General features: G+C 69.2%; 23 protein-coding genes and 2 pseudogenes. 9 read left to right on the top strand and 16 right to left on the bottom strand.

Translation table 11 applies throughout. The annotated features are described in order from the left end of the window. The first annotated feature begins 160 nt into the window (after positions 1-160). From COGEMETH_RS07670 to COGEMETH_RS07645, 6 genes are all read left to right on the top strand, one after another. Positions 161-1,336 (top strand): hypothetical protein, encoded by a 1,176-nt coding sequence (locus COGEMETH_RS07670; RefSeq protein ID WP_238182015.1) that lies wholly within the window; start codon positions 161-163, stop codon positions 1,334-1,336. A 95-nt stretch (positions 1,337-1,431) separates the two neighbouring features. Beyond that, entirely contained in the window at positions 1,432-1,743 is a 312-nt protein-coding gene (locus tag COGEMETH_RS07665; RefSeq protein WP_238182014.1) for a cupin domain-containing protein, read from the top strand. 855 nt (positions 1,744-2,598) lie between these two features. Beyond that, positions 2,599-3,903 (top strand): serine hydroxymethyltransferase, encoded by a 1,305-nt coding sequence (glyA, locus tag COGEMETH_RS07660; protein WP_238182013.1) that lies wholly within the window; start codon positions 2,599-2,601, stop codon positions 3,901-3,903. Between the two features lie 118 nt (positions 3,904-4,021). Beyond that, complete coding sequence (gene nrdR / locus COGEMETH_RS07655; RefSeq protein ID WP_238182012.1) at positions 4,022-4,537, top strand: transcriptional regulator NrdR; 516 nt, start codon at positions 4,022-4,024, stop codon at positions 4,535-4,537. Next, a complete protein-coding gene (gene ribD / locus COGEMETH_RS07650; protein ID WP_238182011.1) occupies positions 4,534-5,652 on the top strand; it encodes a bifunctional diaminohydroxyphosphoribosylaminopyrimidine deaminase/5-amino-6-(5-phosphoribosylamino)uracil reductase RibD in 1,119 nt (372 codons plus the stop codon). Before nrdR ends, ribD begins: the two co-directional genes overlap by 4 nt. A gap of 2 nt (positions 5,653-5,654) precedes the next feature. Next, the gene (locus COGEMETH_RS07645) at positions 5,655-6,278 is read left to right on the top strand and encodes a riboflavin synthase (protein ID WP_238182010.1); all 624 of its coding nucleotides are present in this window, start codon (positions 5,655-5,657) and stop codon (positions 6,276-6,278) included. A gap of 111 nt (positions 6,279-6,389) precedes the next feature. Here the strand turns inward: COGEMETH_RS07645 and COGEMETH_RS07640 are convergent, their stop codons facing one another. The 12 genes from COGEMETH_RS07640 to COGEMETH_RS07585 all read right to left on the bottom strand — a co-directional run bounded on the left by COGEMETH_RS07640 (position 6,390) and on the right by COGEMETH_RS07585 (position 17,730). Then, positions 6,390-6,821, bottom strand: a complete 432-nt coding sequence (locus tag COGEMETH_RS07640) for a PaaI family thioesterase (protein ID WP_238182009.1) — start codon at positions 6,819-6,821, stop codon at positions 6,390-6,392. A gap of 49 nt (positions 6,822-6,870) precedes the next feature. After that, entirely contained in the window at positions 6,871-8,439 is a 1,569-nt protein-coding gene (locus COGEMETH_RS07635; protein WP_238182008.1) for a SpoVR family protein, read from the bottom strand. Positions 8,440-8,644: 205 nt separating this feature from the next. Further along, on the bottom strand, positions 8,645-9,946 hold the full coding sequence (locus tag COGEMETH_RS07630; RefSeq protein WP_238182007.1) for a YeaH/YhbH family protein: 1,302 nt from the start codon (positions 9,944-9,946) through the stop codon (positions 8,645-8,647). Between the two features lie 98 nt (positions 9,947-10,044). Beyond that, positions 10,045-11,997, bottom strand: coding sequence for a PrkA family serine protein kinase (locus COGEMETH_RS07625; RefSeq protein ID WP_238182006.1), 1,953 nt, complete (start codon positions 11,995-11,997; stop codon positions 10,045-10,047). A 229-nt stretch (positions 11,998-12,226) separates the two neighbouring features. After that, entirely contained in the window at positions 12,227-12,688 is a 462-nt protein-coding gene (locus tag COGEMETH_RS07620) for an Ig-like domain-containing protein (RefSeq protein ID WP_238182005.1), read from the bottom strand. 116 nt (positions 12,689-12,804) lie between these two features. Then, positions 12,805-13,224 carry a hypothetical protein gene (locus COGEMETH_RS07615; protein WP_238182004.1) on the bottom strand — a complete coding sequence of 140 codons (420 nt, stop codon included), beginning with the start codon at positions 13,222-13,224 and terminating at the stop codon, positions 12,805-12,807. Between the two features lie 108 nt (positions 13,225-13,332). Continuing rightward, positions 13,333-13,785: a MerR family transcriptional regulator gene (locus COGEMETH_RS07610; RefSeq protein WP_238182003.1), complete on the bottom strand. Its 453-nt coding sequence runs from the start codon at positions 13,783-13,785 to the stop codon at positions 13,333-13,335. Between the two features lie 47 nt (positions 13,786-13,832). Next, positions 13,833-14,153, bottom strand: coding sequence for an integration host factor subunit alpha (locus COGEMETH_RS07605; RefSeq protein ID WP_238182002.1), 321 nt, complete (start codon positions 14,151-14,153; stop codon positions 13,833-13,835). A gap of 143 nt (positions 14,154-14,296) precedes the next feature. Continuing rightward, positions 14,297-15,274, bottom strand: coding sequence for a beta-ketoacyl-ACP synthase III (locus tag COGEMETH_RS07600; RefSeq protein WP_238182001.1), 978 nt, complete (start codon positions 15,272-15,274; stop codon positions 14,297-14,299). 95 nt (positions 15,275-15,369) lie between these two features. Then, positions 15,370-16,404 carry a phosphate acyltransferase PlsX gene (plsX, locus tag COGEMETH_RS07595; protein WP_238182000.1) on the bottom strand — a complete coding sequence of 345 codons (1,035 nt, stop codon included), beginning with the start codon at positions 16,402-16,404 and terminating at the stop codon, positions 15,370-15,372. Between the two features lie 235 nt (positions 16,405-16,639). Further along, the gene (locus COGEMETH_RS07590) at positions 16,640-17,161 is read right to left on the bottom strand and encodes a YceD family protein (RefSeq protein ID WP_238181999.1); all 522 of its coding nucleotides are present in this window, start codon (positions 17,159-17,161) and stop codon (positions 16,640-16,642) included. Positions 17,162-17,181: 20 nt separating this feature from the next. Beyond that, on the bottom strand, positions 17,182-17,730 hold the full coding sequence (locus COGEMETH_RS07585) for a ubiquinol-cytochrome C chaperone family protein (RefSeq protein ID WP_238181998.1): 549 nt from the start codon (positions 17,728-17,730) through the stop codon (positions 17,182-17,184). Between the two features lie 262 nt (positions 17,731-17,992). Here COGEMETH_RS07585 and COGEMETH_RS07580 point away from each other — a divergent pair, with 262 nt between their 5' ends. Further along, positions 17,993-18,490: an outer membrane protein assembly factor BamE gene (locus COGEMETH_RS07580; protein WP_238181997.1), complete on the top strand. Its 498-nt coding sequence runs from the start codon at positions 17,993-17,995 to the stop codon at positions 18,488-18,490. 10 nt (positions 18,491-18,500) lie between these two features. On the opposite strand, the gene COGEMETH_RS07575 is transcribed toward COGEMETH_RS07580, so the two are convergent. From COGEMETH_RS07575 to COGEMETH_RS07565, 3 genes are all read right to left on the bottom strand, one after another. After that, the gene (locus tag COGEMETH_RS07575; protein WP_306421731.1) at positions 18,501-19,127 is read right to left on the bottom strand and encodes an HAD hydrolase-like protein; all 627 of its coding nucleotides are present in this window, start codon (positions 19,125-19,127) and stop codon (positions 18,501-18,503) included. A 43-nt stretch (positions 19,128-19,170) separates the two neighbouring features. Next, entirely contained in the window at positions 19,171-21,084 is a 1,914-nt protein-coding gene (locus COGEMETH_RS07570; protein ID WP_238181996.1) for a PAS domain S-box protein, read from the bottom strand. 143 nt (positions 21,085-21,227) lie between these two features. Further along, positions 21,228-22,319 (bottom strand): alkene reductase, encoded by a 1,092-nt coding sequence (locus COGEMETH_RS07565; protein ID WP_238181995.1) that lies wholly within the window; start codon positions 22,317-22,319, stop codon positions 21,228-21,230. A gap of 387 nt (positions 22,320-22,706) precedes the next feature. Between COGEMETH_RS07565 and COGEMETH_RS07560 the strand changes: the two are divergent. After that, positions 22,707-23,421 (top strand): annotated as a pseudogene (locus COGEMETH_RS07560) (IS3 family transposase); the annotation flags it as partial. A gap of 96 nt (positions 23,422-23,517) precedes the next feature. On the opposite strand, the gene COGEMETH_RS07555 reads toward COGEMETH_RS07560, so the two are convergent. Further along, positions 23,518-24,411: a cobalamin B12-binding domain-containing protein gene (locus COGEMETH_RS07555; protein ID WP_238181994.1), complete on the bottom strand. Its 894-nt coding sequence runs from the start codon at positions 24,409-24,411 to the stop codon at positions 23,518-23,520. Positions 24,412-24,645: 234 nt separating this feature from the next. Here COGEMETH_RS07555 and COGEMETH_RS07550 point away from each other — a divergent pair. Further along, positions 24,646-25,053, top strand: a pseudogene (locus tag COGEMETH_RS07550) (IS5/IS1182 family transposase); the annotation flags it as partial. Between the last annotated feature and the right edge of the window lie 54 nt (positions 25,054-25,107).

Raw genomic sequence — 25,107 nt, 5'->3', positions numbered from 1 at the left:
GAACAGGACGAGGCCGAGGATCAGGATCAGCATGGACGGCTTTCGTGCCTGTGGAGCGGCGCCTCGCCCGGCAGGGCCGGGAAAGCACTCTGTAACGGTTCTCAACAGAATCTCGCCCTGTTTGTCCAGGCGCGGCCCGGACGCACCCGCCGGTCGTCCGATGCCGCTCCACTGTACCCTTCCCCTCCTTCTCGTCTTCGGGCTGAGCCTGCCGGCGCTGGCCGCCCCCGAGCCGCCCCTGTCGAGCCTGACGCTCGTCGGGCCGCCGACGCTGGTGTTCAAGGCCGGGCGCGACGCCTGCGACGGGGCCGACGTGCCCGACGCCTCGGCCCGCGCGTTTCGGGACGCCTCGGGCGCGGTCGCCGTCTTCGGGATGCATTACCGCAACCGGGCGTTGCGCGGCCCGGACCTCGACCACCTCAAGCTCGATTGCGGAATCGTGCTCGATTCAGGGGAAAAGTCCGACCCGGCGCTCTACGACGATCGCTCCTGGATCACCGCGACCTGGACGGAGGACGGCAAGGCGGTGGCGGCGCTGCTGCACCACGAGTACCAGGCCAACGAGCATCCGGGCCGCTGCCGCTCGACGGTCTACATGGAGTGCTGGTACAATACGCTCACTGCCGCCGCCTCGACGGATGGTGGGCGCAGCTTCCTGCGGACGAACCCGCCGGCGGTGGTGGCCGGGGCGCCCTTCCGGCAGGAGGTGGAGCAGGGCCGGCACCGGGGCTTCTTCAACCCCTCCAACATCGTCGCCGACGGGCGCTGGCGCTATGTCCTGGCCTCGACCACCGGCTGGGACCGGCCGGGGAGCGACCAGGAGGCCGGGGTCTGCCTGTTTCGCAGCGACAAGCCCTCGGACCCGGCGAGCTGGCGCGCCTGGACCGGCACCGGCTTCACCGCCGCCTTCCCCGATCCGTACCGGACGCAAGTCAAGCTGCCCGACACCTGCAAGCCGGTGGCGCCCTTCCCCACCCCGGTCGGCGCGGTGGTGCGGCACCGGGGGAGCGGGGCCTTCATCGCCGTGTTCATGGCCAAGGCCGGCGGCGCGTTCCCGCAATCGGGCTTCTACTGGTCGACCTCGCGCGATCTCCTCGTCTGGGACAGGCCGCGGCTGCTGCTCGCCGGCCCGACTCTCTACGACGACCCTTGCGCCGCGCCCCAGGGGCTGATCGCCTATCCCTCCCTGCTCGATCCGGCAGCCCTCGGCCGCAATTTCGACGATGCGGGCGATGCCGCAATCCTGACCTACGCGACGCTGCGCACGGAGGGCTGCAGCATCACCTCCGACCGCGACCTCGTCCGGCGCCCGGTGGCGATCAAGGTCTGGCCGTGACCGGCGGCCTCGGAGGACGCGGAATCGTGGGTTGACCGGCGCAATCCCTGCCGCATCTCCTGCGCCATCGGCCCATCGATCCATGGATACCAATCATGACGAGACACCTGCTCGCCTGGGACGCGTGCAGCGAGAGCGTGGCCGCGAACGGGGTCGCCAAGCGCACGATCGCGGGCGGGGCTGCGAACCTCGTACGGATCGTCGTGCCCGCCGGCACCTCGGCGCCGCGCCACAGCCACGCGCACGAGCAGTTCGTGCAGGTGATCTCCGGCTCCGGCACGCTGGAGACCGAGCAGGGCCGCGCCCCGTTCGCGGCGGGCAGCGTGTTCCATTTCCCCGCCGAGGCCTGGCACGCGGCCGAGTTCGAGACCGAGACCGTCCTGGTCGAGACCAACCTCTCGGTCTGAAGGGCACGCGCCTCGATGTGGTTCGCCGGCCAAGCCCTTCAGGTGTGCCGCGATGCGGTCGAAGCTGGCCGCTCCGTCCCTGGCATGGCGTACCGCCTCATCGGCCGTGAGCGATAACCCTTGCTGGGGATCGTATGCCATGCCGCGCGTCAGCTTGGCGCAGGCAGCCAGCGCGATCCAGGCGCCAATACAGGCGGCCAGGGTCCCGTAATGGAACGCATAGACATGAGACCAGGGACGGCGGAAATCGATCTCCTCATAGCTCGTCTCGCCGAGTTCGTTTGCTGGGAACGGTGCGCATTAGAACCCGGCCTCGTGGTCGCGCCAGTCCTCGGGCAAGTACCTGCTCAGGTCCGCGATGCTTCGGCTCGGACGAAGCGTCAAGCCGAAGCTTAATCCGTCAATGGAATCCTGCCATTCTGCCATCGAAGGGATCGGCTGATTACAGAGCGCGTAAGCATCCATTCACATCTTCAATTTCTTAATTGATTGTCATCTTAAGGATAAAAAATTCAAAAGCCTGGTATAACTCTTCGATCCAAACTCTATAAATCAACTCACATGAATCTCGATGATCGGAACGTCCGGGTCAATACCGAAGCCTAGGCGGCGTCGTTCCTTTTTTGAACCGGTGCTTCGTGCATGCGGATCAAACGCCGCCCCCTTCCGGACAGGCGCGTGGCGGCTTCTTCCCATACCCGCACCCGGCCGCGTCAATTTTTCTGAACGCCAAGACAAAATCGACTGTGCTTGGCCGAATGCATCGCGGCGTGTAGAAATCGGCCTTCGAAGGCCCGCCCGTGCACGCCGACGGACGAGGGGCCGATCCGCCCGCAACGACAAACGAGGCCATCCATGAGCGCCGGTACCGCTGCCGACAACACCGCTTCGAACGCGTTCTTCGCCGCGCCCCTCTCCGAGACCGATCCCGAGATCGCCAAGGCCATCGGGCAGGAACTCGGCCGCCAGCAGCACGAGATCGAGCTGATCGCCTCCGAGAACATCGTCTCGCGCGCCGTGCTGGAGGCGCAGGGCTCGGTGCTGACCAACAAGTACGCGGAAGGCTATCCGGGCCGGCGCTACTACGGCGGCTGCCAGTTCGTGGACATCGCCGAGAACCTTGCCATCGAGCGCGCCAAGCGCCTGTTCGGCTGCGGCTTCGCCAACGTGCAGCCGAATTCCGGCTCCCAGGCGAACCAGGGCGTGTTCATGGCCCTGATGCAGCCGGGCGACACCTTCATGGGCCTCGACCTCGCCGCCGGCGGCCATCTCACCCACGGCGCGCCCCCGAACGTCTCGGGCAAGTGGTTCAAGCCGGTCTCCTACACCGTGCGCCGGGACGACCAGCGCATCGACATGGAGCAGGTCGAGGCGCTGGCCCACGAGCACAAGCCCAAGGTGATCATCGCCGGCGGCTCGGGCTATCCGCGCCACTGGGACTTCGCCAAGTTCCGTGAGATCGCGGACGCGGTCGGCGCCATCTTCTTCGTGGACATGGCCCACTTCGCGGGCCTCGTGGCGGCCGGCGTCCATCCCTCGCCGTTCCCGCACGCACATGTCGCCACCACCACCACGCACAAGACCCTGCGCGGCCCCCGCGGCGGCATGATCCTCACCAACGACGAGGCGCTGGCCAAGAAGTTCAACTCGGCGATCTTCCCCGGCCTCCAGGGCGGCCCGCTCATGCACGTCATCGCCGGCAAGGCGGTTGCCTTCGGCGAGGCCCTGAAGCCCGAGTTCAAGATCTACGCCCGCCAGGTGATCGAGAACGCCAAGGCGCTGGCCGACACCCTGATGTCGGGGGGCTACGACATCACCTCGGGCGGCACCGACAACCACCTGATGCTGGTGGACCTCCAGCGGAAGGGCCTCACCGGCAAGGCGGCCGAGGCCGCCCTGTCGCGGGCCGACATCACCTGCAACAAGAACGGCGTGCCCTTCGATCCGGCCAAGCCCACCGTCACCTCGGGCATCCGCCTGGGCACGCCGGCCGGCACCTCCCGCGGCTTCGGCGTGGCCGAGTTCAAGCAGATCGGCGGCTTCATCGTCGAGGTGCTCGACGGGCTCGCCGCCAAGGGCGAGGCGGGCGATCCCGAGGTCGAGGCCGCGGTCAAGCAGAAGGTCCATGCTCTGACCGACCGCTTCCCGATCTACGGCTGACGCACACCTGCCCGGAGGGCGCTGTCCTTCCGGGCCACGCCGCACCACGTTACGGAACGGCCGCGGGTCCTCGCTGATCCGCGGCCGTTCCCGTATCCCGACACGGAAAGTCCGCCCGATGCGGTGTCCCTATTGCGGCGGCTCGGAGACGCAGGTGAAGGACTCGCGCCCGAGCGAGGACGCCGCCGCGATCCGCCGCCGCCGGGTCTGCCCCGATTGCGCTGGGCGCTTCACCACCTTCGAGCGGGTGCAGTTGCGCGAACTCGTGGTGCTCAAGCGCTCGGGCAAGCGCGTGCCCTTCGACCGGGACAAGCTCCAGCGCTCCATCGACGTGGCCTTGCGCAAGCGCCCGGTGGAGCCGGAGCGGATCGAGCGCCTGGTCAGCGGCATCACCCGGCAGCTTGAGAGCGGGGGCGAGGCCGAGATCCAGTCCGAGGCGATCGGCGAACTGGTGATGGAGGGGCTCAAAGGCCTCGACGACGTGGCCTACGTGCGCTTCGCCTCCGTCTACAAGAATTTTCGCGAGGCCAAGGACTTCGAGGACCTGCTCGGCACCCTGGGCGAGGCGAGTCCCCTCCCGCCGGAGGAGGCCGCCGGGCCACCGGGCCGCCGCCCGGCGCGGGCGCGCCCATGAGTGCGCCGGACGCGCGCTTCATGCGCCTCGCCCTGGCGCTGGGGCGCCGCAACCTCGGACGGACGTGGCCGAACCCTTCGGTCGGCGCCGTCGTCGTGGCGGGCGAGCCCGGCAGCGAGCGGATCGTGGGGCAGGCCGCCACTGCGCCGGGAGGACGGCCGCACGGGGAAACCCTGGCGCTCGCCGAGGCCGGGGCGGCCGCACGCGGCGCCACCCTCTACGTCACCCTGGAGCCCTGCTCGCATCACGGCCGCACGCCTCCCTGTACCGAGGCGATCGTCGCCGCCGGCATCGCGCGGGTGGTGACGGGCATTGAGGACCCGGACCCGCGGGTCGCCGGCCGCGGCCACGCCCTGCTGCGGCAGGCCGGCATCGCGGTCGAGACCGGGCTCCTGCGGGAGCAGGCCGCCCGCGACCATGCCGGCCACGTCACGCGGGTGACGCGGGGGCGGCCGACGGTCCACCTCAAGCTCGCCTGCACCCGCGACGGCTTCGCAGCCGCCTCGGGCAACGAGCGGCTGCGGATCACAGGGCCGGTCGCGGACGGCGCCGTGCATCTCTGGCGCTCGCATGCCGACGCGATCATGGTCGGCATCGGCACGGCCCGCGCCGACGACCCGTCGCTGACCGTGCGCCTGACCGGCCTGTCCGAGCGCCGCACCTTACGGATCGTGTTCGACACGCACCTGCGGCTCCAGCCGTCGAGCGTGCTCGTGCGCGGCGCCCACGACGTGCCGACCCTTGTGGTCACGAGCCAGGGTGCGCCGGCCCATGCCAAGCGCATGCTGGAATCGCTGGGCGTCGAGGTGGTGCGCGTCGGGCGCGGCGCGTCCGGGCGGATCGACCTGAACGCGGCCCTGGCGATGCTCGGCGCACGGGGCCTGACGCGGGTGTGCAGCGAGGGCGGCCCCCGCCTTGCCGACGCGCTGGCCGAGGCCGATCTGATCGATGCCTGCACCCTGATCACCGGCCCGGCCGAACTCGGGGGCCGCGGCGGCCTGCCGGCGGTCGGGCCCCATCTGGCGGCGCGTCTTGCCGGCGCAGGGTTTCGCGAGGCCGAGACCCTGGCGCTCGGGCCCGACCACGCCGTCACCTACGAACGGAGTCCCGTCTAGCGATGTTCACTGGTCTGGTCAGCGATGTCGGCACGGTCCTGATCGTCTCGGGGGAGACGAACCTGCGCCGCCTCACGATCCGCGCCTCCTACGATCCGTCCGGCATCGCGCTCGGCGCCTCGATCGCCTGTTCCGGTCCCTGCCTCACCGCGGTGGCGGTGGAGCCGGCCGAGGGGGGCTGCGTCTTCTCGGTCGACGCAGCCGCCGAGACGCTGGCGCGCACCACGGTCGGGCTTTGGCGGGCGGGGACGCGGATCAACCTGGAGCGCTCCCTGCGGATCGGCGACGAACTCGGCGGCCATCTCGTCACCGGCCACGTCGACGGCCTGGCCGAGATCGTGTCCCGCGAGAGCGTGACCGAAGGCGCCTGGGGGCCGAGCGAGCGTTTCACCCTGCGGGCGCCCGGCCCGCTCGCCCGCTTCATTGCAGAGAAGGGCTCGGTCTGCCTCGACGGCACCTCCCTGACCGTGAACGGCGTGGCCGGAGACCTGTTCTCCGTCCTGCTGATCCCGCACACCCTGCAGGTCACGACCTGGGGCGAGCGGCGCGCGGGCGATAGCCTGAACCTGGAGGTCGACCTGATCGCCCGCTACGCCGCGCGGCTCGCCGAGGCGCGCGGGCTGTAGGCCGGTCTTTCACCAAGTCTCATAGGTCATGACCTATGAGGTCCGGCGGACGACCGCCGCCCGCGGTCGCGGGGCCGGGCCGCGATGAGGCATCCTCATCGAGGCCCGGAATCAGCGCGGCGGGATCGAGTAGGTCCCCGTGGCGTGACAGACGAGGTCGTCCGACCCGCTTGCGGTGATCGACACCTCGCCCACCGCCAACCGGCGCCCGAGCTTGAGCAGGCGCGCTTCGGCGAACAGATCCTGCGTGCCGGGCTTGCGCAGGAAGTTGAAGCCGAGGTTCGTCGTCACGGCGAGCGCCACCGGGCCGATATTGGCCAGGATCGCCGCGTAGAGGGCGTAATCGGCCAGGGCCATCATGGCCGGACCGGAGACGGTGCCGCCCGGCCGCAGGAAGCACTCCTGGCCCTCCAGCCGCATCCGCGCGGAGAGCGGGCCGACCGCCTCCAGGTGATAGGCCCGGCCGCCCGCGTGCATCTGTGGAAATTCCCGGTCGAGGAAGTCCCGGGTCTCGGCGAAGGTCATGATCGTGGGCGCGCTCATGGGGCGCCTTGCAGCACGACCGGCGGCATCGGGCAAGGGTGACGGACAGTCAGAAAAAAATCGGGCGGGCGCTGGCGTGGTGCTCGCCGACGACGGTGCCGGTGGCGGGTTCGACCTCCTTCAGCACCACGTCGTAACCCCACAGGTCGGCGAGGTGCTGGAGCACCCGCTTGGCGTCGTCCTTCTGCAGGGTGATCCGGTTGAGGGCCTTGTGATGCAGGATCAGGCGGCGGTCGCCTTCCAGATCCACGTCAACCACCTCGATGTCGGGATCGAGCCAGGCCACGTCGTACTGCCGGGCGAAGGAGCGGCGCATCTTCCGGTAGCCGCGCTCGTCGTGGATCGCCTCGACCCGCAGTTCCGACTCGTCGGGGTCGTCCACCACGTGGAACAGGCGCATCTCCCGCATCAGCTTCGGCGAGAGGAACTGGGCGATGAAGCTCTCGTCCCGGTAGTTCGCCCAGATGTCGCGCAGCGTCCCCATGGCGTCGCCCGTCCCCGCGATCTCGGGGAACCACTGGTGGTCCTCCGCGGTCGGGTTCTCCACGATGCGGGCGATGTCCTGCATCATCGCGAAGCCGATGGCGTAGGGGTTGTGGCCGCCGTAGCCGCGCTCGTCGTAGTTCGGCTGGCGGATGACGTTGGTGTGGGATTGCAGGAATTCGAGATAGGCCGCCTCGCCGATCAGGCCCTTCTCGGAGAGCGCATTCATGATCCGGTAGTGGGTATAGGTAGCGCAGCCCTCGTTCATCACCTTGGTCTGGCGCTGGGGATAGAAGTACTGCGCCACTAGGCGCACGATGCGCAGGATCTCCCGCTGCCAGGGGCGCAGGCGCGGTGCGACCTTCTCCAGGAAGTAGAGGATGTTCTCCTGCGGCAGTTCGAGCAGCGCCCGCCGGCGCTCGGCGGCGAGGTCGGCGCGGACCGCGCCGGTCTTGGACGGAAGGGTGCGCCAGAGGTCGTTGTAGATCTGCTCGCCGTGCTCGATGCGCTCGCGCTCGCGGCGCTGCTCCGAGGCGAGGTCGGGCCGCTTCTTGCGGGGATAGCGATGCACCCCCTGGCTCATCAGGGCGTGGGCGGCATCCAGCACCTGCTCCACGGCCTGATGCCCGTAGCGCTCCTCGCAGCGGGTGATGAAGCCCTTGGCGAAGTCGAGGTAATCGAGAATCCCCTCCGCGTCGGTCCACTGCTTGAACAGATAATTGTTCTTGAAGAAGTGGTTGTGGCCGAAGGCGGCGTGGGCGATCACCAGCGTCTGCATCGTCGCCGTGTTCTCCTCCATCACGTAGGAGATGCACGGATCGGAGTTGATGACGATCTCGTAGGCCAGCCCCATCAGGCCGCGGCGATAGCCCGCCTCGTGCTGGGCGAAGTGCTTGCCGAAGGACCAGTGCTTGTAGAACAGCGGCATGCCGATCGAGGCGTAGGCGTCGAGCATCTGCTCGGCCGTGATGATTTCGATCTGGTTGGGATACCAGGACAGGCCGAGGGCGCCGGCCTCGACCTCGCAGGCGTCGTGGATGCGCCGAATGGTATCGAAGTCCCAGTCGTTGCCGGTGAACAGGGGTTTTGCGCCGCCGGAGATCGTCTGGGGCGTCTTGGGCTTGACGAGCGTCATGCGGCCTCCCGATCGATCGAATAGTCTCGGCCGCATCCGCTGCGTGCCTCCTCCCTCCCCCCTCTGCTGGGGAGGGTGGCCCATCCGCGAGGAGGGGTCGGGAGCGGGGAACGCCCGGTCCGGATGCGGCGCTCCCCTCTCCCCGCCTGCTGCGCAGGGTACCCTCCCCCGCAGAGGGGGGCGGGAAACGTCGCGCCGCTCCTTATCAAGCCTCTGCCTCCGCCCGCGCGTCCTTGCGGCCGAACAGTTCGCGGAAGACCGGGTAGATCTCGCGGCGGTGGTTCACCTTGCGCATCGCGATCGGGCCGCCGGCCTTGGCGATGGCCTCGTAGGTGCGCCACAGGGTGGTGCGGTGCTCGACGAAGCCGGCGCGCGGCCCGTTCTCGTCGCCGACCTCGAGATAGGCGAAGTGCTGGCAGGCCGGCAGGATGTGGGCCCGCAGCAGCTCCGTCGAGGTCGGGCCGTCCGAGGAGACGTTGTCGCCGTCCGACGCCTGGGCGGCGTAGATGTTCCAGTCGTCGGGCGCGTAGCGCTCGGCGATGACGCGCTTCATCTCCACCAGCGCCGACGAGACAAGGGTGCCGCCGGTCTCGCGGGAGCCGAAGAAGGTCTCCTCGTCCACCTCGGTGGCCCGGTCGGTGTGGCGGATGAAGACGATCTCCACGTGCCGGTAGCGGCGGGTCAGGAAGATGTGGAGCAGGATGTAGAACCGCTTGGCGAGGTCCTTCATGTGCTCGGTCATCGAGCCGGACACGTCCATCAGGCAGAACATCACCGCCTGGGCCACGGGCCGCGGATAGGGCTCGAAGCGGCGGTAGCGCAGGTCGATCGGATCGACGTAGGGGATGCGCCGGGTCCGCTCCCGCAGCATCTGGAGAGAGAGCGTGAGGTCCGGCAGGTCCGGGTCGCCCTCGCGCAGGGACGCGATGCGGGCCTCCAGCGCGGCGACCTCGTCGGGCTTGGGACGCTTCAGGGCGATGCGCCGGGACATCGAGTTGCGCAGGGTCCGGGTCAGGGCGAGGTTGGCGGGCGAACCCGTCACCGTGTAGCCGGCCCGGCGCAGTCCCTCCGTCTCGACGATGGCCAGCCGCCGCTTGGCGAGGTCCGGCAGTTCGAGGTCCTCCAGGAAGAGTTCGAGGAACTCCTCGCGGGTGAGCACGAAACGGAAGGCGTCCTCGCTGTTCTCGCCGCCCTCGCCCCCTTCGCCGGAGCCCCGGCCGCCCCCACCACCGGACGGCCGCTCGATGCGGTCGCCCTCCACGTAGGTCTTGTTGCCCGGCAGGATGTGGTCCTGGAGGCCGGTGCCCGATTGCCGGGAGAAGCGCGGCTCGCGCACCCCGTCGGCGGGCACGGTGACGCGCCCGTCCTTGCCGAGGTCCTTGATATCCTTCTCGCGGGCGGATTCGCGCACGGCGCGCTGGGCCACGTCCTTGACCCGCCGCAGGAAGCGCTGCCGGTTGGGGAGGCTCTTACCTCCGGGATTCAGTCGACGGTCGACGATGTGCATTCGGTGACCAGATCCCCGCCCGCAAGTCCCGGCCGGTGACGCTAGACCGGCCGGCCGTCCGAAAGTGTGGCGGGTGTCGGGCGCCCCCGCGGGGGCGCTCAGCCCGCCTGCTTCACCCGCATGTACCACTCGACGAGACGGCGGACCTGCCGCTCGGTATAGCCGCGCGCGGTCATGCGATCGACGAACTCGCCGTGCTTCTTCTCGGTGTCGCCGTCCTTCTTCGAGCCGAAGGAGATGACGGGCAGCAACTCCTCGACCTGGGAGAACATCCGCCGCTCGATGACTTCGCGCAGCTTCTCGTAGGATGTCCACGAGGGGTTGCGCCCGCCATGCTGCGCCCGCGAGCGCAGGGCGAACTTCACCACCTCGTTGCGGAAATCCTTCGGGTTGGCGATGCCGGCCGGCTTCTCGATCTTGGTGAGTTCCTGGTTGAGAAGCTCGCGGTTGAGGAGCTGGCCCGTCTCCGAGTCCTTGAAGTCCTGGTCCTCGATCCAGGCGTCCGCGTAGTCGATGTAGCGGTCGAACAGGTTCTGGCCGTAATCGTGGTAGGATTCGAGGTAGGCCTTCTGGATCTCGTGGCCGATGAACTCGGCGTAGCGGGGCGCGAGTTCGGTCTTGATGAACTCGATGTAGCGCTTCTCGGTCTCGGGCGGGAGCTGCTCACGGCGCAACGCCTGCTCCAGGACGTACATCAGGTGGACCGGGTCGGCAGAGACCTCGGTGGTGTCGTGGTTGAAGGTCGCGGCGAGCACCTTGAAGGCGAAGCGGGTCGAGATCCCGTCCATGCCCTCGTCGACGCCGGCCGTGTCCTTGTACTCCTGCATCGAGCGGGCGCGGGGATCGACCTCGCGCAGGGACTCGCCGTCGTAGACGCGCATCTTCGAGAAGGCGTTGGAGTTGGCGTGCTCGCGCAGCCGCGACAGCACGGAGAAGCGCGACAGCATCTCCAGGGTGCCGGGCGCGCAGGCCGCGTCCGACAGTTCCGAGCCCGAGATCAGCTTCTCGTAGATGTGCTGCTCCTCCTGCACGCGCAGGCAGTAGGGCACCTTGATGACGTAGATGCGGTCGATGAAGGCTTCGTTGTTCTTGTTGGTCTTGAAGGTCTGCCACTCGGACTCGTTCGAGTGGGCCAGGATCACGCCGGTGAAGGGGATCGAGCCGATGTTCTCGGTGCCGACGTAGTTGCCTTCCTGCGTCGCCGTGAGCAGCGGATGCAGCATCTTGATCGGTGCCTTGAACATCTCGACGAACTCGAGGATGCCCTGGTTCGCCCGGTTCAGCCCACCCGAGTAGGAATACGCATCCGGGTCCGCCTGCGAGAGGGTCTCGAGCCGGCGGATGTCGACCTTGCCGACGAGGCTGGAGATGTCCTGGTTGTTCTCGTCGCCGGGCTCGGTCTTGGCCACGCCGATCTGGCGCAGGCGCGAGGGCCGGACCTTGATGACCTTGAACTGCGAGATGTCGCCGTTGAACTCGTCCAGCCGCTTGAGGGCCCAGGGGCTCATCAGGCCGGTGAGGCGGCGGCGGGGGATGCCGTAGCGGCTCTGGATCTCGGCCCCCATGATTTCGGGGTCGAACAGGCCGAGCGGGCTCTCGAAGACGGGAGAGACCTCGTTGCCGGCCTTGAGCACGTAGATCGGGTGCACCTCCATCAGCGCCTTGAGGCGCTCGGCCAGCGACGACTTGCCGCCGCCCACGGGCCCGAGCAGGTAGAGGATCTGCTTGCGCTCTTCCAAACCCTGCGCCGCGTGACGGAAGAAGGACACGATCCGCTCGATCGTCTCCTCCATGCCGAAGAACTCGGCGAAGGCCGGGTAGGTCCGGATCGTCCGGTTCATGAAGATGCGGCCCTGGCGCGCATCCTTGGCGGTGTCCACGAATTCCGGCTTGCCGATCGCGTCGAGGATGCGCTCAGCGGCCGAGGCGTACATCAGCGGCTCGTCGCGGCAGGCCTCGAGATACTCGGAGAGCGTCATCTCCGTGTCGCGGCGCGCTTCGTAGCCGCGGGCGAAGCTCTGGAAAAGGTCGTTGGTCGCATGCATCGGCATTCGATAACCCTCTCAGACCGTGGACAGCTTCATCCTGTCCCGCCTCGGATGCAACCGACAGGCCCGCTTTTGTCGCAGTGCGGAACACGCATCGCCGCGGAGTGTGATGCTTGCAACAGGTGTGCGGCGAAACTTCGGCACTCCTCAAGTCCCCGCGGGCACTGAACGCCCACGGAAACCGTCTACTGAGGTGAAAAATCGTGCAACAAAAGTCTACCTCTGCCTAAAACTAGAGATCCGTGCTCTCTTTCTTGGCATCTTCGGGCTTCTTGGGCGACGCCGCGCCGACCGTGATCTTGATGTTCTGGGTCTGGACTTGACCGTCGGCGTTTTTGATCTCGAACGTCACCTCGTCCGCGCCGGTGAAGCCGGCCTTGGGCTGATAGAACAGCGCCTGGACCGCGGCCTCCTTGTTCGGACACCGATAACTTGCCGGCGTCTTCACCTTGCCGACCTTGGTGATGACGGAACCGTTCTTGGGCGCGCCCGAGACCTTGAATTCCGGCATCGGCCCGGCGTTGCAGTCCTTCTTGAGGTTGGGCGCGATGGCGAGCCGCACGGTCTTGCCGCTGGCCACGGTCTCGCTCTTGGTGATCGTGGTCTCGGCCAGGGCGGGCCCGACAACCAGGGCCGGCGCGGCCAGGAGCAGGCTTCCTGCGAGGATCGCGGCGAACGGGCGGACGGCACTCATGGGCGGATCTCCAGGGTCGTTGGCGCGGCCGGGGCCGGCGGGAGCGAGCCTCCTCGGGCCGCTCGCCTGCCGGCACGATGTGGGAACGCGCCCGCCGCCCGTCGAGGGTCCGCTGCCTAATCCTGAAGCACGGCGGCGACGACGCCGGTGACGCGGGCGATCTGGCCGGCATCGAACTCGCCCGCGAGGGCGGCGGCGAGGCGGCGCTCGACGCGCTGCCGCTCCCCCGCGTCGGAGATCGGCGTATGCGGGATGTCGGCCTCGTCGAGGCGGCAGACCCTGCGGATCGTCTCCGCGGCCGCGAGCAGCGCGTCGCGGTCGCCCGGTCCCATCTCCCATAAAGGGTTGCGCAGACGGCTGATCACCCGGCGGGCGTCGCGATACTCCCGGTCGACGGTGGTCGAGGCCTCGATCTGGCTGACCAGGAACATCAGTTCCAGCACCTCGGACGCGGCCTCCGGGCAGGTCCGGACGATCCGCATGACGCGGCCGATCAGTTCCTGGGTCGGCGACAGTCTGGGGCGGGACGCGGCCATGCGGCGACCAACGCCGTCACCCCCCACAAGGTTCGATCGCCGATCCGACCAGGGCTCGAAAGACGGAGCGCGGCCAACGGCTTGGCCGCAAGATCCGGAGTACGGCCTTCAGTCTCCCGGCGGTTCCGGCGGCGCGCGCAGGGCGGCGAGCATGGCCCGGCAGGCGTGAAGCTCGTTCAGGGCGGCCTGGAGCCCGGCCCGGCCCGTTGCGTCGATGGCGGCTTCCGCCTCCTGGAGCGGTGGCGCGGCCGCGACCGCCTCGCCCCGGCCCACCGCCTGGACGAAGCGCAGGCCATTCTCCTTGAGGACGCGCTGCGCCCCTTCGATCGTGTAGCGCTGGACGTGCAGCAGGTGCCGGATGCCGGCGACGAGGTCCACGTCGTCCGGACGGTAGTAGCGCCGCCCGCCCGCCCGCTTCAGGGGCCGGATCTGGGAAAAGCGCGTCTCCCAGAACCGCAGGACGTGCTGGGGCACGTCGAGATCCTCGGCCACCTCGCTGATCGTCCGGAACGCGCCGGCACGCTTCTCGCCCGTGTCCGGAGCGACGGCTGCGAGCGACATGGGCGGTCCTCAGCTCTTCCTGGGGTCGGGGACGGGGACGGCGCGCCTCAATCGTCGGCGTCGTGGTCGGCACCGTTGAGGCCGTTGATCCGGGCCTTCAGCACGTTCGAGGGCTTGAACACCATGACTTGGCGCGGCTCGATCGCCACCTCCACGCCGGTCTTGGGGTTGCGCCCGACGCGCTTGCCCTTGCTGCGCACCACGAAAGACCCGAAGGAAGACAGCTTCACGGTCTCGCCCTCGGCGAGGCAGGCGCAAATCTCGGACAGGACGGTCTCGACCAGGGCTGCGGATTCGGTGCGTGAGAGGCCGACCTGCTGATACACGGCCTCGCTCAGATCGGCGCGTGTCACCGTCTTGCCTGTCATGCCGTCGCCCCCTTCGCGAGATTCTTCGTTGAGCCGTATCTCTATGATCCGGCACGCTAATCTGCCCCTATGCCGGGGTCAACCGCGCGCAACCCACGGTTAAGTCTAAAACGGTGCTCCTGCACCTGTCCGAGGCGGGCTCCCTACCACCGGATCAGGGCGGCTCCCCAGGCGAACCCGCCGCCGATCGCCTCGATCATCACGAGGTCGCCCTCGCGGATGCGCCCGTCCTTGCGGGCCACGTCCAGCGCCAGGGGGATAGAGGCGGCCGAGGTGTTGCCGTGCCGGTCGACCGTCAGCACGATCTTCTCGCGGGGTATTCCGAGCTTGTCGGCCGACGCCTCGATGATGCGGCGATTGGCTTGGTGGGGCACGAACCAGTCCAGATCCTCGGCCGTGGTGCCGGAGCGGGCGAAGGCATCGGCGATCACGTCGGCGACGGAGCCGACCGCGAAGCGGAACACCTCCTTGCCTTCCATGCGCAGGTGTCCCGTGGTGCCGGTCGAACCCGGCCCGCCGTCGACGTAGAGTTTATCCCGGTGGCGTCCGTCCGAGCGCAGGCTGGAGGCCAGCACGCCGCGCCCGGCCGAGCCGGCTTCTCCGTCGCGGGCTTCGAGCACGATGGCACCGGCCCCGTCGCCGAACAGGACGCAGGTGGTGCGGTCCTCCCAGTCGACGATCCGCGAGAAGGTCTCGGCTCCGACGACCAAGGCACGCCGCGCCGCGCCGGTGACCAGGAACTTGTCGGCGGTCGTCACCGCGAAGACGAAGCCGGCGCAGACCGCCTGCAGGTCGAAGGCCGCGCCCCGGTGCATCCCGAGCCCCGCCTGGATCTGGGTCGCGGTGGAGGGGAAGGTGTGGTCCGGCGTCGAGGTCGCGCAGATCACGAGGTCGATGTCCTCGGGGGCCAGCCCCGCATCGTCGAGGGCGGCACGCGCCGCGCGGGTGCCGAGGACGGAGGTGGTCTCGCCGTCGTCCGCGAGGTGGCGCTGGCGGATGCCGGTCCGCTGGACGATCCAGTCGTCCGAGGTGTCGACCCGTTCGGCCAGGTCGGCGTTCGTCACCACGCGGGCGGGCAGGCTCGATCCGGTGCCGACGACGACGGAACGCAGGGCTGACATCGTATTCCTTCCCGGACCGCTACGGATCCGGCGGCGTCTCGCCGCGCATCCGCACGCTCCTGCTTCGTCACGGCGGCGTCGGCCGCCTCCCGTCCTCAGGCCGGCGCCAGGGCCGGCGTCTGGTCCAGCATGTCGCGGATCGTGCGCATGAGGTCGTGGCGCGCCATGTCGTGGGCGAGATCGACCGCGGCGGCGAAGCCCTGCGCGTTCTCGGAGCCGTGGCTCTTGATGACGATGCCCTCCAGCCCGAGGAAGACGCCGCCGTTGGCCCGGCTCGGATTCATCTTGTCCTTGAGGGCCTGGAACGCCTGGCGTGCGAACAGTGCGCCGATCTTGGCCGAAAGGGTGCGGGTCATGGCCGAGCGCAGGTAGGAGCCGATCTGCTTGGCGGTGCCCTCGGCGGTCTTCAGGGCGATGTTGCCGGTGAAGCCTTCCGTCACCACCACGTCGGTGGTGCCGCGGCCGAGATCCGTACCCTCGACGAAGCCGTGATAGGAAAAGTTGGCGAGGTCGGCCTCGCGCAGCAGGCGCGCGGCCTCCTTCACCGCCTCGTTGCCCTTCATCTCCTCCGTGCCGACGTTGAGGAGCCCCACGGTCGGCCGGTCGAGGTCGAACACGATGCGGGCCATGGCCGCCCCCATCACCGCCATCTCGACGAGGTGCTCGGCATCCGTGCCGATGGTGGCGCCGACGTCGAGCACCACGCTCTCGCCGCGCACGGTCGGCCAGAGGCAGGCGATGGCCGGGCGCTCGATCCCCGCCATGGTCTTGAGGCAGATCTTCGACATCGCCATCAACGCGCCGGTGTTGCCGGCCGAGACCGCGGCATCCGCCTGCCCGTCGCGCACGGCCTGGATCGCCTGCCACATCGAGGACTTGCCCCGCCCCTGGCGCACCGCTTGGCTCGGCTTGTCGTCCATGGCGATGGAAACGGTGGTGTGGCGGACCTCGACCGCGCCCTTGAGGCGAGGCTCGGCCGCGACGAGGGGGGCGACCACGGCCTCGTCGCCGAACATCAGGAAGGTCATCTCGGGATGGCGCTCGCGGGCCAGGGCCGCACCGGGCACGACGGTGGACGGCCCGTGGTCGCCACCCATGGCGTCGAGCGAGATGCACACGCGTTGGGACATGTCTTGGCTGTCGCGGCTCCGGACGGGCGGCCTGTCGTCGGGGTTCGACGGGGCGGCCGGCGCGGCGGAACATAGTCATCCCACCCGACCGGGCAAACGAATTCGACCGGCCGCCGGTTTCAGCCCGATCTCATCCGAAATCCGGTTGGTCGCTTCGCGATGCGGATTTCGGCTTCGCTCAAGCGCCGCGCGGGCTCGGTGAGACCGCGTCCGCTTCGATCAAGCGGATGCGGTCTCATTCCCCGTCGCGGGTCAGGCCGCGCAGGGCGTCGAAGGGCGTGATGTCGGGGCCCGCCTGCACCGGCTCGAAGCTCACGCCGGGCTTGCGCGGATAGGGATCGAGGCCGAGGGCCAGGAACTCGGCGGTCAGCCGGCCGAAATCGATCCGGCCGCCGACGATCGGGTCGGGTATGTCGGCCTCCTCCGCGTCGGTGCCCGCGCGTTGGTCGGTGTCGGTGAAGACCTCGTCGACGGCCTCGTCCACCCTGCTCTCGAAGGGCTCCAGGCTCACCGTGCAGACCTGGGTCACCACGGCCTCCACACGGCCGGTGACGCGCAGCCGGCTCGTCGGTCCCTCGACCGCGAAGCGCCCGACGAGGTCGCGGATCGCGGGGATGCGGAAATCCGCGGCCAGCGCCGCGCACTCGGCCGGGCTCGCCTCGACGGTGACCGCGCCGCGCCCTTGCGGCAGCCGCTCGACGTTCACGGAGCGCGAGAGAGGGCCGATACGATCGTCGGGGGTCTTGGAGGATGTCATTGGGGATGTCCCGGTCGGTCTCATGGCTGCTCTCCGAAGCCGTCCGGAGCCGGCAGGCTCGGCCCGGCCTTCAGGATCGCGTCGAGGTCGACCCGGGCCAGGGCCGAATCCGCCGCCCGCACGTAGGCGGCGAGGCCAGCGGCGGTCTCCGGCTCGTCCCGCCCCAGGACGTTGCGCGCCAGCGCCTGCCGAAGTGCCGCCACGTCGCCCGCATCGAGGGCGGTGGCATACCCGGCCGCCCGCCCGTAGAAGGCGCTTCCGAGCTTCTTCATGCGCTTGCCCACGGCCACGTCGCCGACCCCGAGTTCACGCAAGGAGGCGTCGAGCTGCAGGAAGACCGCGTTGACGAGGTCCTGGGCCACGTCGTCGGCCGGTGCGGACAGGTGGTCGAGCCGGCGCAGCACCAGGATGACGTGGAGGCTGAGGCACTCGAAGCGCCCCTCGACGGTGTCGGGCACCCCGAGCCGGGTGTAGAGGCCCGGCCGGCGCGCGGCCTCGTTGATGCGCAGGTGCAGCGCCTCGATGGAGCGCCGCCGCTCGTCCTCGCGCCGGAAGAAACGCCCGATCATAAGGTCCACCCTGCCTCTGGAGGCGCCGATGCGGCTACGCCGGCAGGCGCTCCTCCGGTGCCCCGCGCCCGTGCACCACGGCCGCGCGAGACCGGGAACCGGGACGGCCGGACGATGCCTGGGGGGTGTGGCCACGCTTGCCTTGTCAAAGCCATAACCCCGCGGTACGGCAACCCACGGTCAAGGTGCAAGCACCCTGCAGCCCGGTTTCTCACGGGCGGCCGGGTGGACTGCATCCATCAGCAAGATCAATGGGGGGCCGATGTCGCGCCGTCTCGTCTCGTCTTTCGCGCGCCTCGCCCTGCTCGGCCTCGTCGGCACCGGCCTCTCCGGCTGCATCGGCGAGGAACTCCGCCACGGCTATCAGATCGACCAGGCGGCGCTCGCCACGGTGAAGCCCGGCATGAGTGCGGAGCAGGTGCTCCAGACGCTGGGCACGCCGTCCACCGTCTCCACGGTCGGCAACAAGTCCTGGTACTACATCTCCCAGAACACCAGCCGCACCGTCTTGTTCCTCGGCGAGCAGGTCGAGGACCAGAAGGTCACGGCGGTGTATTTTAACGCCGGCTTCAAGGTGGAGCGGGTGGCGCTCTACGGCCTCCAGGACGGGCGCGTGTTCGACTTCATCCAGCGCACCACGCCGACGAGCGGCCAGGATCGCGCCTTCATCAGCCAGCTCTTCCGCGGCCTGACCCGCTACGAGCCCTTCGGCAGCGGCCGGGGCACCAGCGTCGTCCCCGGCGCCAACCGCGGCCAGTAAGGCTGCGGCATTACCGGACCGCCGGTCGCGACAGGACCGGCGGGATGTCGCGCGGGTGAGCGAACATGAAATCCGACCCCGCAGCGGCCAGCGCATCGGCGCGGGTGTATCCCCAGGCGACGGCGCCGAACGCGCACCCCACCGCCCGCGCGGCTTCCAGGTCACGGATCTCGTCCCCGATGCAGAGCGCGTCCGCCGGCGCGATCCCCTGCCGGGCGAGCAGTCCGCGCAGGCGCCGCGCCTTGCCGAACACCGACGCGCCACAGGCGAAGTTCGTGAAGTAGGCGCTGTTCTCCGATCCGAGCACCTGGCGCACGTTGGCCTCCGTGTTGGAGCTGAGGAGCGCCAAGGGAACGCCCGTCGCGCAGAGGTCCGCCAGCATCCGGTCGATGCCGGGAAACAGGCGCAGGGTCGCGATGTCGCGGGCGGCGAGCCCATGCATGTGGCGGGCGATGAAGGGCAGCTTCCAGGCGGGAACGCCAAGACGGCGCATGATCTCGCGGGCGCCCAGCGCACGGAGCGCGTCGGTCTCGACGGCCTCGACCCGGCGGAAGCGGTAGCGGTCGGCGACCCCTTTCAACACGCCGCAGAACCAGCCGAAGCTGTCGGCGAGCGTGCCGTCGAAGTCGAGCACCACGAGGCGGTAGCGCCGCCCTGTACCCTGGCCGGGAGGCGGAATCTCAGAACCGCAGGTTGGCGAGCGGCACGTCGAGGCGCATCACCAGCCCGCCGGGCGCCCAATCGTGTTCCAGCACGCCGTCGAGTTGCCCGGCGACGCTGCGCTCGGCCAGCACCGTCCCGAACCCCTTCCGGGTTGGGCGCACCGTAACCGCGGGCCCGCCCGCCTCCGCCCAGGTCAGGGAATAGGTCCCGTCCGTGCTGCGGCCGGTGAGGGTGACGCTGCCCCGCTCCGTCGAAAGCCCCCCGTACTTGACCGCGTTCGTGGCCTGCTCGTGCATGATGAGGGCGAGCGCGGTCGCCGTGCGCTCGCCGATCTGCGCGTCGTCGCCGGTGATCGCCACACGCGCCCGGCCGTCCTCGACATAGGCCGCCATGATGAGCTGCATCAGGCCGAGCACGGTCTGGCCGAGGACGGCCGGGGCGCTCTCCGGCGAATGCGGGCGGACGTATTCGTGGGCGTGCGCCAGGGCGCCGAGCCGCTCGCGGAAGGCGGTGGCGAAGGGTCGGGCCGCGGGATCGCTTCGGGCCGTGAGCGCGGCGAGGCCGCCGACCACCGCGAAGATGTTCTTGATGCGGTGCGACAGTTCCCGGATCAGGAGGTCGCGGGCTTCCTCGGAGCGCTTGGCCTCGCGCAGGTCGCGGGTCACCGTGGCGTAGCCGACCTGCGAGCCCGTGGCGTCGCGGACGGGGAAGATGTTGTAGAGTACCGTGATCGGCTCGCCGGTGCCGAAATGACGGAAGGTCAATTCGCCCTCCCACCAGCCGTCTCGGCCGACCGCCGGCATCACCACGTCGTCGAGGACGCTGCGGCTCTCGGGGGTGAAGAAGTCCGCGATCCGCAAGGCCCGCGCGGCGGCGAGGTCCGGCAGCCCGAGCAGCGCCAGGGCCGCCTCGTTGAGGTGGCTGATCCGGCCGTCCTGCGCGGCCAGCCCGATGAAATCCTTCGAGGTCTCGACGATGGCGGCGAGCTTGCGCGCCTCCGTCTCGGCCTGCTTCAGATCCTCGATGTCGGTGCAGGTGCCGAACCAGCGCTCGATCCGCCCCTCCGCGTCGCGGATCGGCATGGCCCGCCCGAGCGTCCAGCGATAGACGCCGGTGTGATGACGCAGGCGGTACTCGATCTCGTAGGGCTCGCCGGTGGCCAGCGAATGCCGCCAGCGAGCCCAGGCGGCGTCCTGGTCGGCCGGGTGGAACATCCCGTTCCAGCCCTCGCCGTCGGTGGAACCGTAGGGCACGCCGGTGAACGCGTACCAGCGATCGTTGTAATAGTCGTGGAACCCATCCGGAAGGGTGGTCCACACCATCTGGGGCATGGCCGAGGTCATGACGCGGAAGCGGCGCTCGCTCGCGGCGAGTTCGGCCTCGCGCTCGGCGACCTGCGCCAGGGTGCGCCGGTGCTCCAGCAGGGTCGCGATCTGCCGGGCCAGGGTGCGCAGGGTCGCCCCCTGCGCCTGAGTCAGCCCCTCCGGACGCGGCGCCGTATCGAGGACGCAGAGAGTGCCCAGCGGCAGACCGTCATCGATGCGGATCACGGCGCCGGCATAGAACCGGAATTTCGGGTCGCCCGCGACGATGGGGTTCTCGGCCGTCCGCCTGTCGGAGCCGAGGTCCGGAATCACGAGCATGTCTCCCGCCTGGATGGCGTGCGCGCAGACGGACTGGTCGATGGGCATCTCGGCGCAGCCGAGGCCGACCTCGGCCTTGAACCACTGTCGGGCCTCGTCGACGAAGCTGACAAGGGCGACCGGCGCGGCGCAGACATGAGCCGCGACCCGCACGAGGTCGTCGTAGGCCGCCTCGGCAGGGGTATCGAGAATCCCTAATCCGCGCAGTTTCGCGAGCCGGTCCGCTTCGGTCCAGCGGTGATCGGTCGTGGGCTCGGATGTCGGCGGAGTCGGGGTCGGCAGGTCCATGGCTACGCGATGAGATAGGCCCAGATACGCCTCCCGCCTAGGAGTACGGCTGGATCGAACCCCTGCTCATGCGGGCGATGCCTGCACGTTCCTCCCCCCGGACGATGCCGCCGGGGCATGGCATGCTCCGGCGGCGGGTACTTTCAGGCCGCCTTCGAGGCGGCCAGCGTCGGGTAGTCGACATAACCTTCCGGGCCCTGGCTGTACCAGGTGCTCGCCACGTCCTTGTTCAGGGGCGCGTCCGCGGCCAGCCGCACGGGCAGGTCGGGGTTGGCGAGGTAGGTGCGGCCGAAGGCAATGGCGTCGGCGTTGCCCTCGTCGAGGGCAGCCTGGGCGCTGCGGCCGTCGTAATCCGAGTTCAGGATCAGCGGACCGTGGAAGACCCGCTTCATCGCGGGCGCGATCGGCGGGTGGTTGGCCGTGCCGAACGTGCCATTGGGGCCCGGCTCACGCATCTCTAGGAAGGCGATGCCGATCTCGGAGAGCGCCCTCGCCGCGGCCACGAACAGCGGCTCGGGGTTCGAGTCGTCGGTGCCCTGGATGAGGCCGTTCGGCGACAGGCGCACGCCCGTGCGGTCCTTGCCGACGGTGTCGGCCACCGCCTGCGTCACCTCGCGCAGCAGGCGCACGCGATTCTCGATGGAGCCGCCATAGGCGTCGGTGCGCTTGTTGTCCCCGTCACGCAGGAACTCGTCGATCAGGTAGCCGTTCGCCGCGTGGATCTGCACGCCGTCGAAGCCGGCCGCGATCGCGTTGCGGGCGGCGCGCCGATAATCTTCGAGGAGGCGCGGAATCTCGTCGATCTCCAAGGCGCGCGCCTCGGCATAGGGCTTCTTGCCCTCGTAGGTGTGGGCGGCATCCGGCGCCGTCGTCGCCGAGGACGAGACCGGCTTCTCGCCGCCGAGGAAGTCCGGATGGACGAGGCGGCCCATGTGCCAGATCTGGCAGACGATGCGCCCGCCGGCGTCGTGCACGGCCTTCACCACCGGCTTCCAGGCCGCGACCTGCTCGTCGGACCAGATGCCCGGCGCGTAGGGCCAGCCCAAGCCCTCGCGGCTGATGCCGGTCGCCTCGGTGAGGATCAGGCCGGCGCCCGCGCGCTGGGCGTAGTACTCGGCCATCAGCGGGGTCGGCACGTGCTCGCGCGTGGCCCGGCCGCGGGTGAGCGGCGCCATGAAGATGCGGTTGGGCGCCTCGATGGCCCCGATGCGGATCGGATCGAACAGTGACGGCATGGATGTCCCGTGGCTGGATCGGCCGGCCGGGTCGAGGCCCGGCGGCGATCGGTTGTCCCCTGGGCGCATAGGTGGACCGGAACCTACGCGGTGCCAGGGCGGCACGCGCATGGCGCAGGACTTCTTGTGCGCCGCCGCACATCGGGGTGCGGCAGACGCGAAACGGGTCGGGGTCCGCCCGGACCCCGACCCGCCGCACGGTCCCGACCTCAGGTGGCGTCAACGATAGCCGATCCAATGTTCCGAATAGCCTCAAGAGCGCACAAAAACAGGCGTGACCCAAAGTCGAATCGCGCCGGGTTTCCCGGGGGCTCCAACTCTTGAGTGGATGGAGCGATGACGAAGCGACCCCCACCGTATCCCCCGAGGTCCGTGCCCGCGCGGTTCTGCAGGGTGCTGCCGATCGCCCCGTCGACGGACCGCGCGCAGGCTGCACGGCGCGCCGATCCCGGCAGGCTGCCGGCACGGGCCAGGAGCGAGGCGGCGCCGATGGTCGGGACCCGGCGCGTGTTCGAGGCGAACTTCCACGTCTACCAGCGTACGGAAAGTCTGGCACCAGCTCCGCCGGGACGGGATCGTGGTGGCCTGGTGCACCGTCGCGAAGCTGATGCGGGCGATGGGACTGAAGGGTGTCGTGCGGGGCAGGACGGTCCGGACGACGATCCCCGACCCAGCGGCAGTGTGCCCACTCGACCGGATCAACCGCCAGTTCAAAGCACCGCGCCCGAACGCGTTGTGGGTCAGCGAATTCACCTGCGTCGCGACCTGGACCAGCTTCGTCTACGTGGCCTCCGTGATCGACGTCTTCGCCCGCCGCATCGTCGGCTGGCGGATCTCTCGAACCGCCCACGCCGCCTTCTTGCTCGGCGCCTTGGAGAAGGCCCTGCACGCGCGTCGTCCCGTCCAGGGCGGCGGCCTGTTCAAGACCGAGGTGATCCATCGCCATGGCCCGTGACGGTCGTTCGAGGCCGTCGAGTTCGCCACCCTCGAATGGGTCGACTGGTTCGATACCCGCCGCCCGCTCCGACCGACCGGGACTATTCCTCCCGCCGAGGCCGAAGCGCGCTATTATGCCCAGACCGAGGTGCAAACCTCGGCCGCTTCACTCAAACCGAATGGCCTCCGGGTAACCCGGCCCGGTTCAGTCTTTCGAGAGCTCGAAATCTCAGAAATCGCCACGGCGGTCGTCGATTTCTCGTCATGGCCTTGTCGAGCGTTCGGACTTCGCGGATGTGAGGAGCCTCTGTGCGAGGAGCACCGCGGTGGGGGCATCGACCGCCGAGGCATCGGCGCCGACCCGTTCGACATATTCGGGATGCTCAAGGAAGACGGGGCCTCCGACCATGACGCCGAGCGAAGGGTTGAGCGACGCCCGTCGCACTGCCCTGATCGAGGCGGCGAGTTGATCGAGGTGGCTCTCCCGGCTCAGCGTCAGGCCCACCACGCCGAACGACTCCGAACCGACGAGATCGGCGATCTCCTCGGGACTGGAGGCAAGGCCGCTCGCCACATGCCAGCCGGCCTTCCGCATGAACTGCTCCACGATCGCCAAGCCGAAGGTGTGAGCCTCGCCTGGTGCCCCCATCAGGAGGATACGGCGCTCGCTATCGTATGGCGCGATGCCTCCGTCCGAGCGGAACATGGCCAACAGGAACTGGAGTTGGGCGAGGCCGGCCGTGACCTCGATGAAGTCGCACAGATCGTCGTCCCACATGCGTCCCAAGAGGGCCGCCGAAGGTGCCAGCAGGTCGAGGAACAGGTCGTCGACGCAATAGCCCTTGGCCGTCAGGGCGGTGAAGGCGTTCATGACGGGCGTGACGTCGTGCCCGAGGATCAGATCCGTGAAGCCTGCGACCGTTTCCGTATCCAGCTTCGGCAGAACGTCCGACCGGGCCTGCCTCTTGCCGCGATCGATCAACATCAGCCGGGGGATGATGTCCGTCTGGACGATGCGGCCGAGCGCCAGGGTTCGCTGCCGTGCCTCGTCGACGGATCTCCGTCGTGCATAGTCCTCGCGGACATACGCCGCTTCGGCGATCCCCTCCGTGATCAGACTGGCCCACTCTCGGTGGGTTGATCCCTGATCCAGCATTGCCTCATCCCCATGGTCCGGGGTTGGCGTCCCCGTTTGTCGTCGACCGTCATATGGCGAGTTCGCGGCGCAAGAGAGACCCAAATGCGCGCGTTGTAAAGGAGAGGTGCCAGTACGGCTCGCCCTCGATCCGGGTCCCCCGCCCCCCTCCCGCGTGAGGGTGAAGTCGGCCCGGTGGACCACGCGCACGCCGTCGGTCTCGTCGTGGAATGCAAGCCGATCGTCGGGGAGGTCACCCGTGCCGCCGGCCTGCACCTGACCAAGGGGACGGCCCGGTCCGACCGCCGGGCCGAGGGAGATGCGATGGACTACGATCGCAACCTGACGGCCTGCATCAGCGGCGCGCTCAAGCCCCACTGCACGCCGACGCAGACGCGGCGGGTGAAGCGCCGGGTGCATGAGGGCGTGCTCGACGCGATGCAGGAGCGGCTCGATCGGATGCCGGACGCGATGAAGATCCGACGCCAGACCGTGGAGCACCCATTCGGCACCTTGACGACCCGGATGGTGGCGACCCACTTCCCGACCCGGACCTTGGCCAAGGTCAGAACAGGGATGAGCCTCCACGTTCCGGCCTGCGACATGAAGCGGTTGATCCGGATCTTCGGTGCCGGGCCGCTGATCGCGGCCAATCGGGCCTGAGTGCCGCCGCTTCGATCCGTGATGCTACCGCCCGTGTGCGACCCGTGTCGGTAA

The sequence above is a fragment of the Methylobacterium trifolii genome (assembly GCF_022179685.1).
Taxonomy (GTDB): Bacteria; Pseudomonadota; Alphaproteobacteria; order Rhizobiales; family Beijerinckiaceae; genus Methylobacterium; species Methylobacterium trifolii.
Note: the sequence above shows the minus strand (reverse complement) of the source record. Positions and strands in the feature narration are given on the sequence as shown.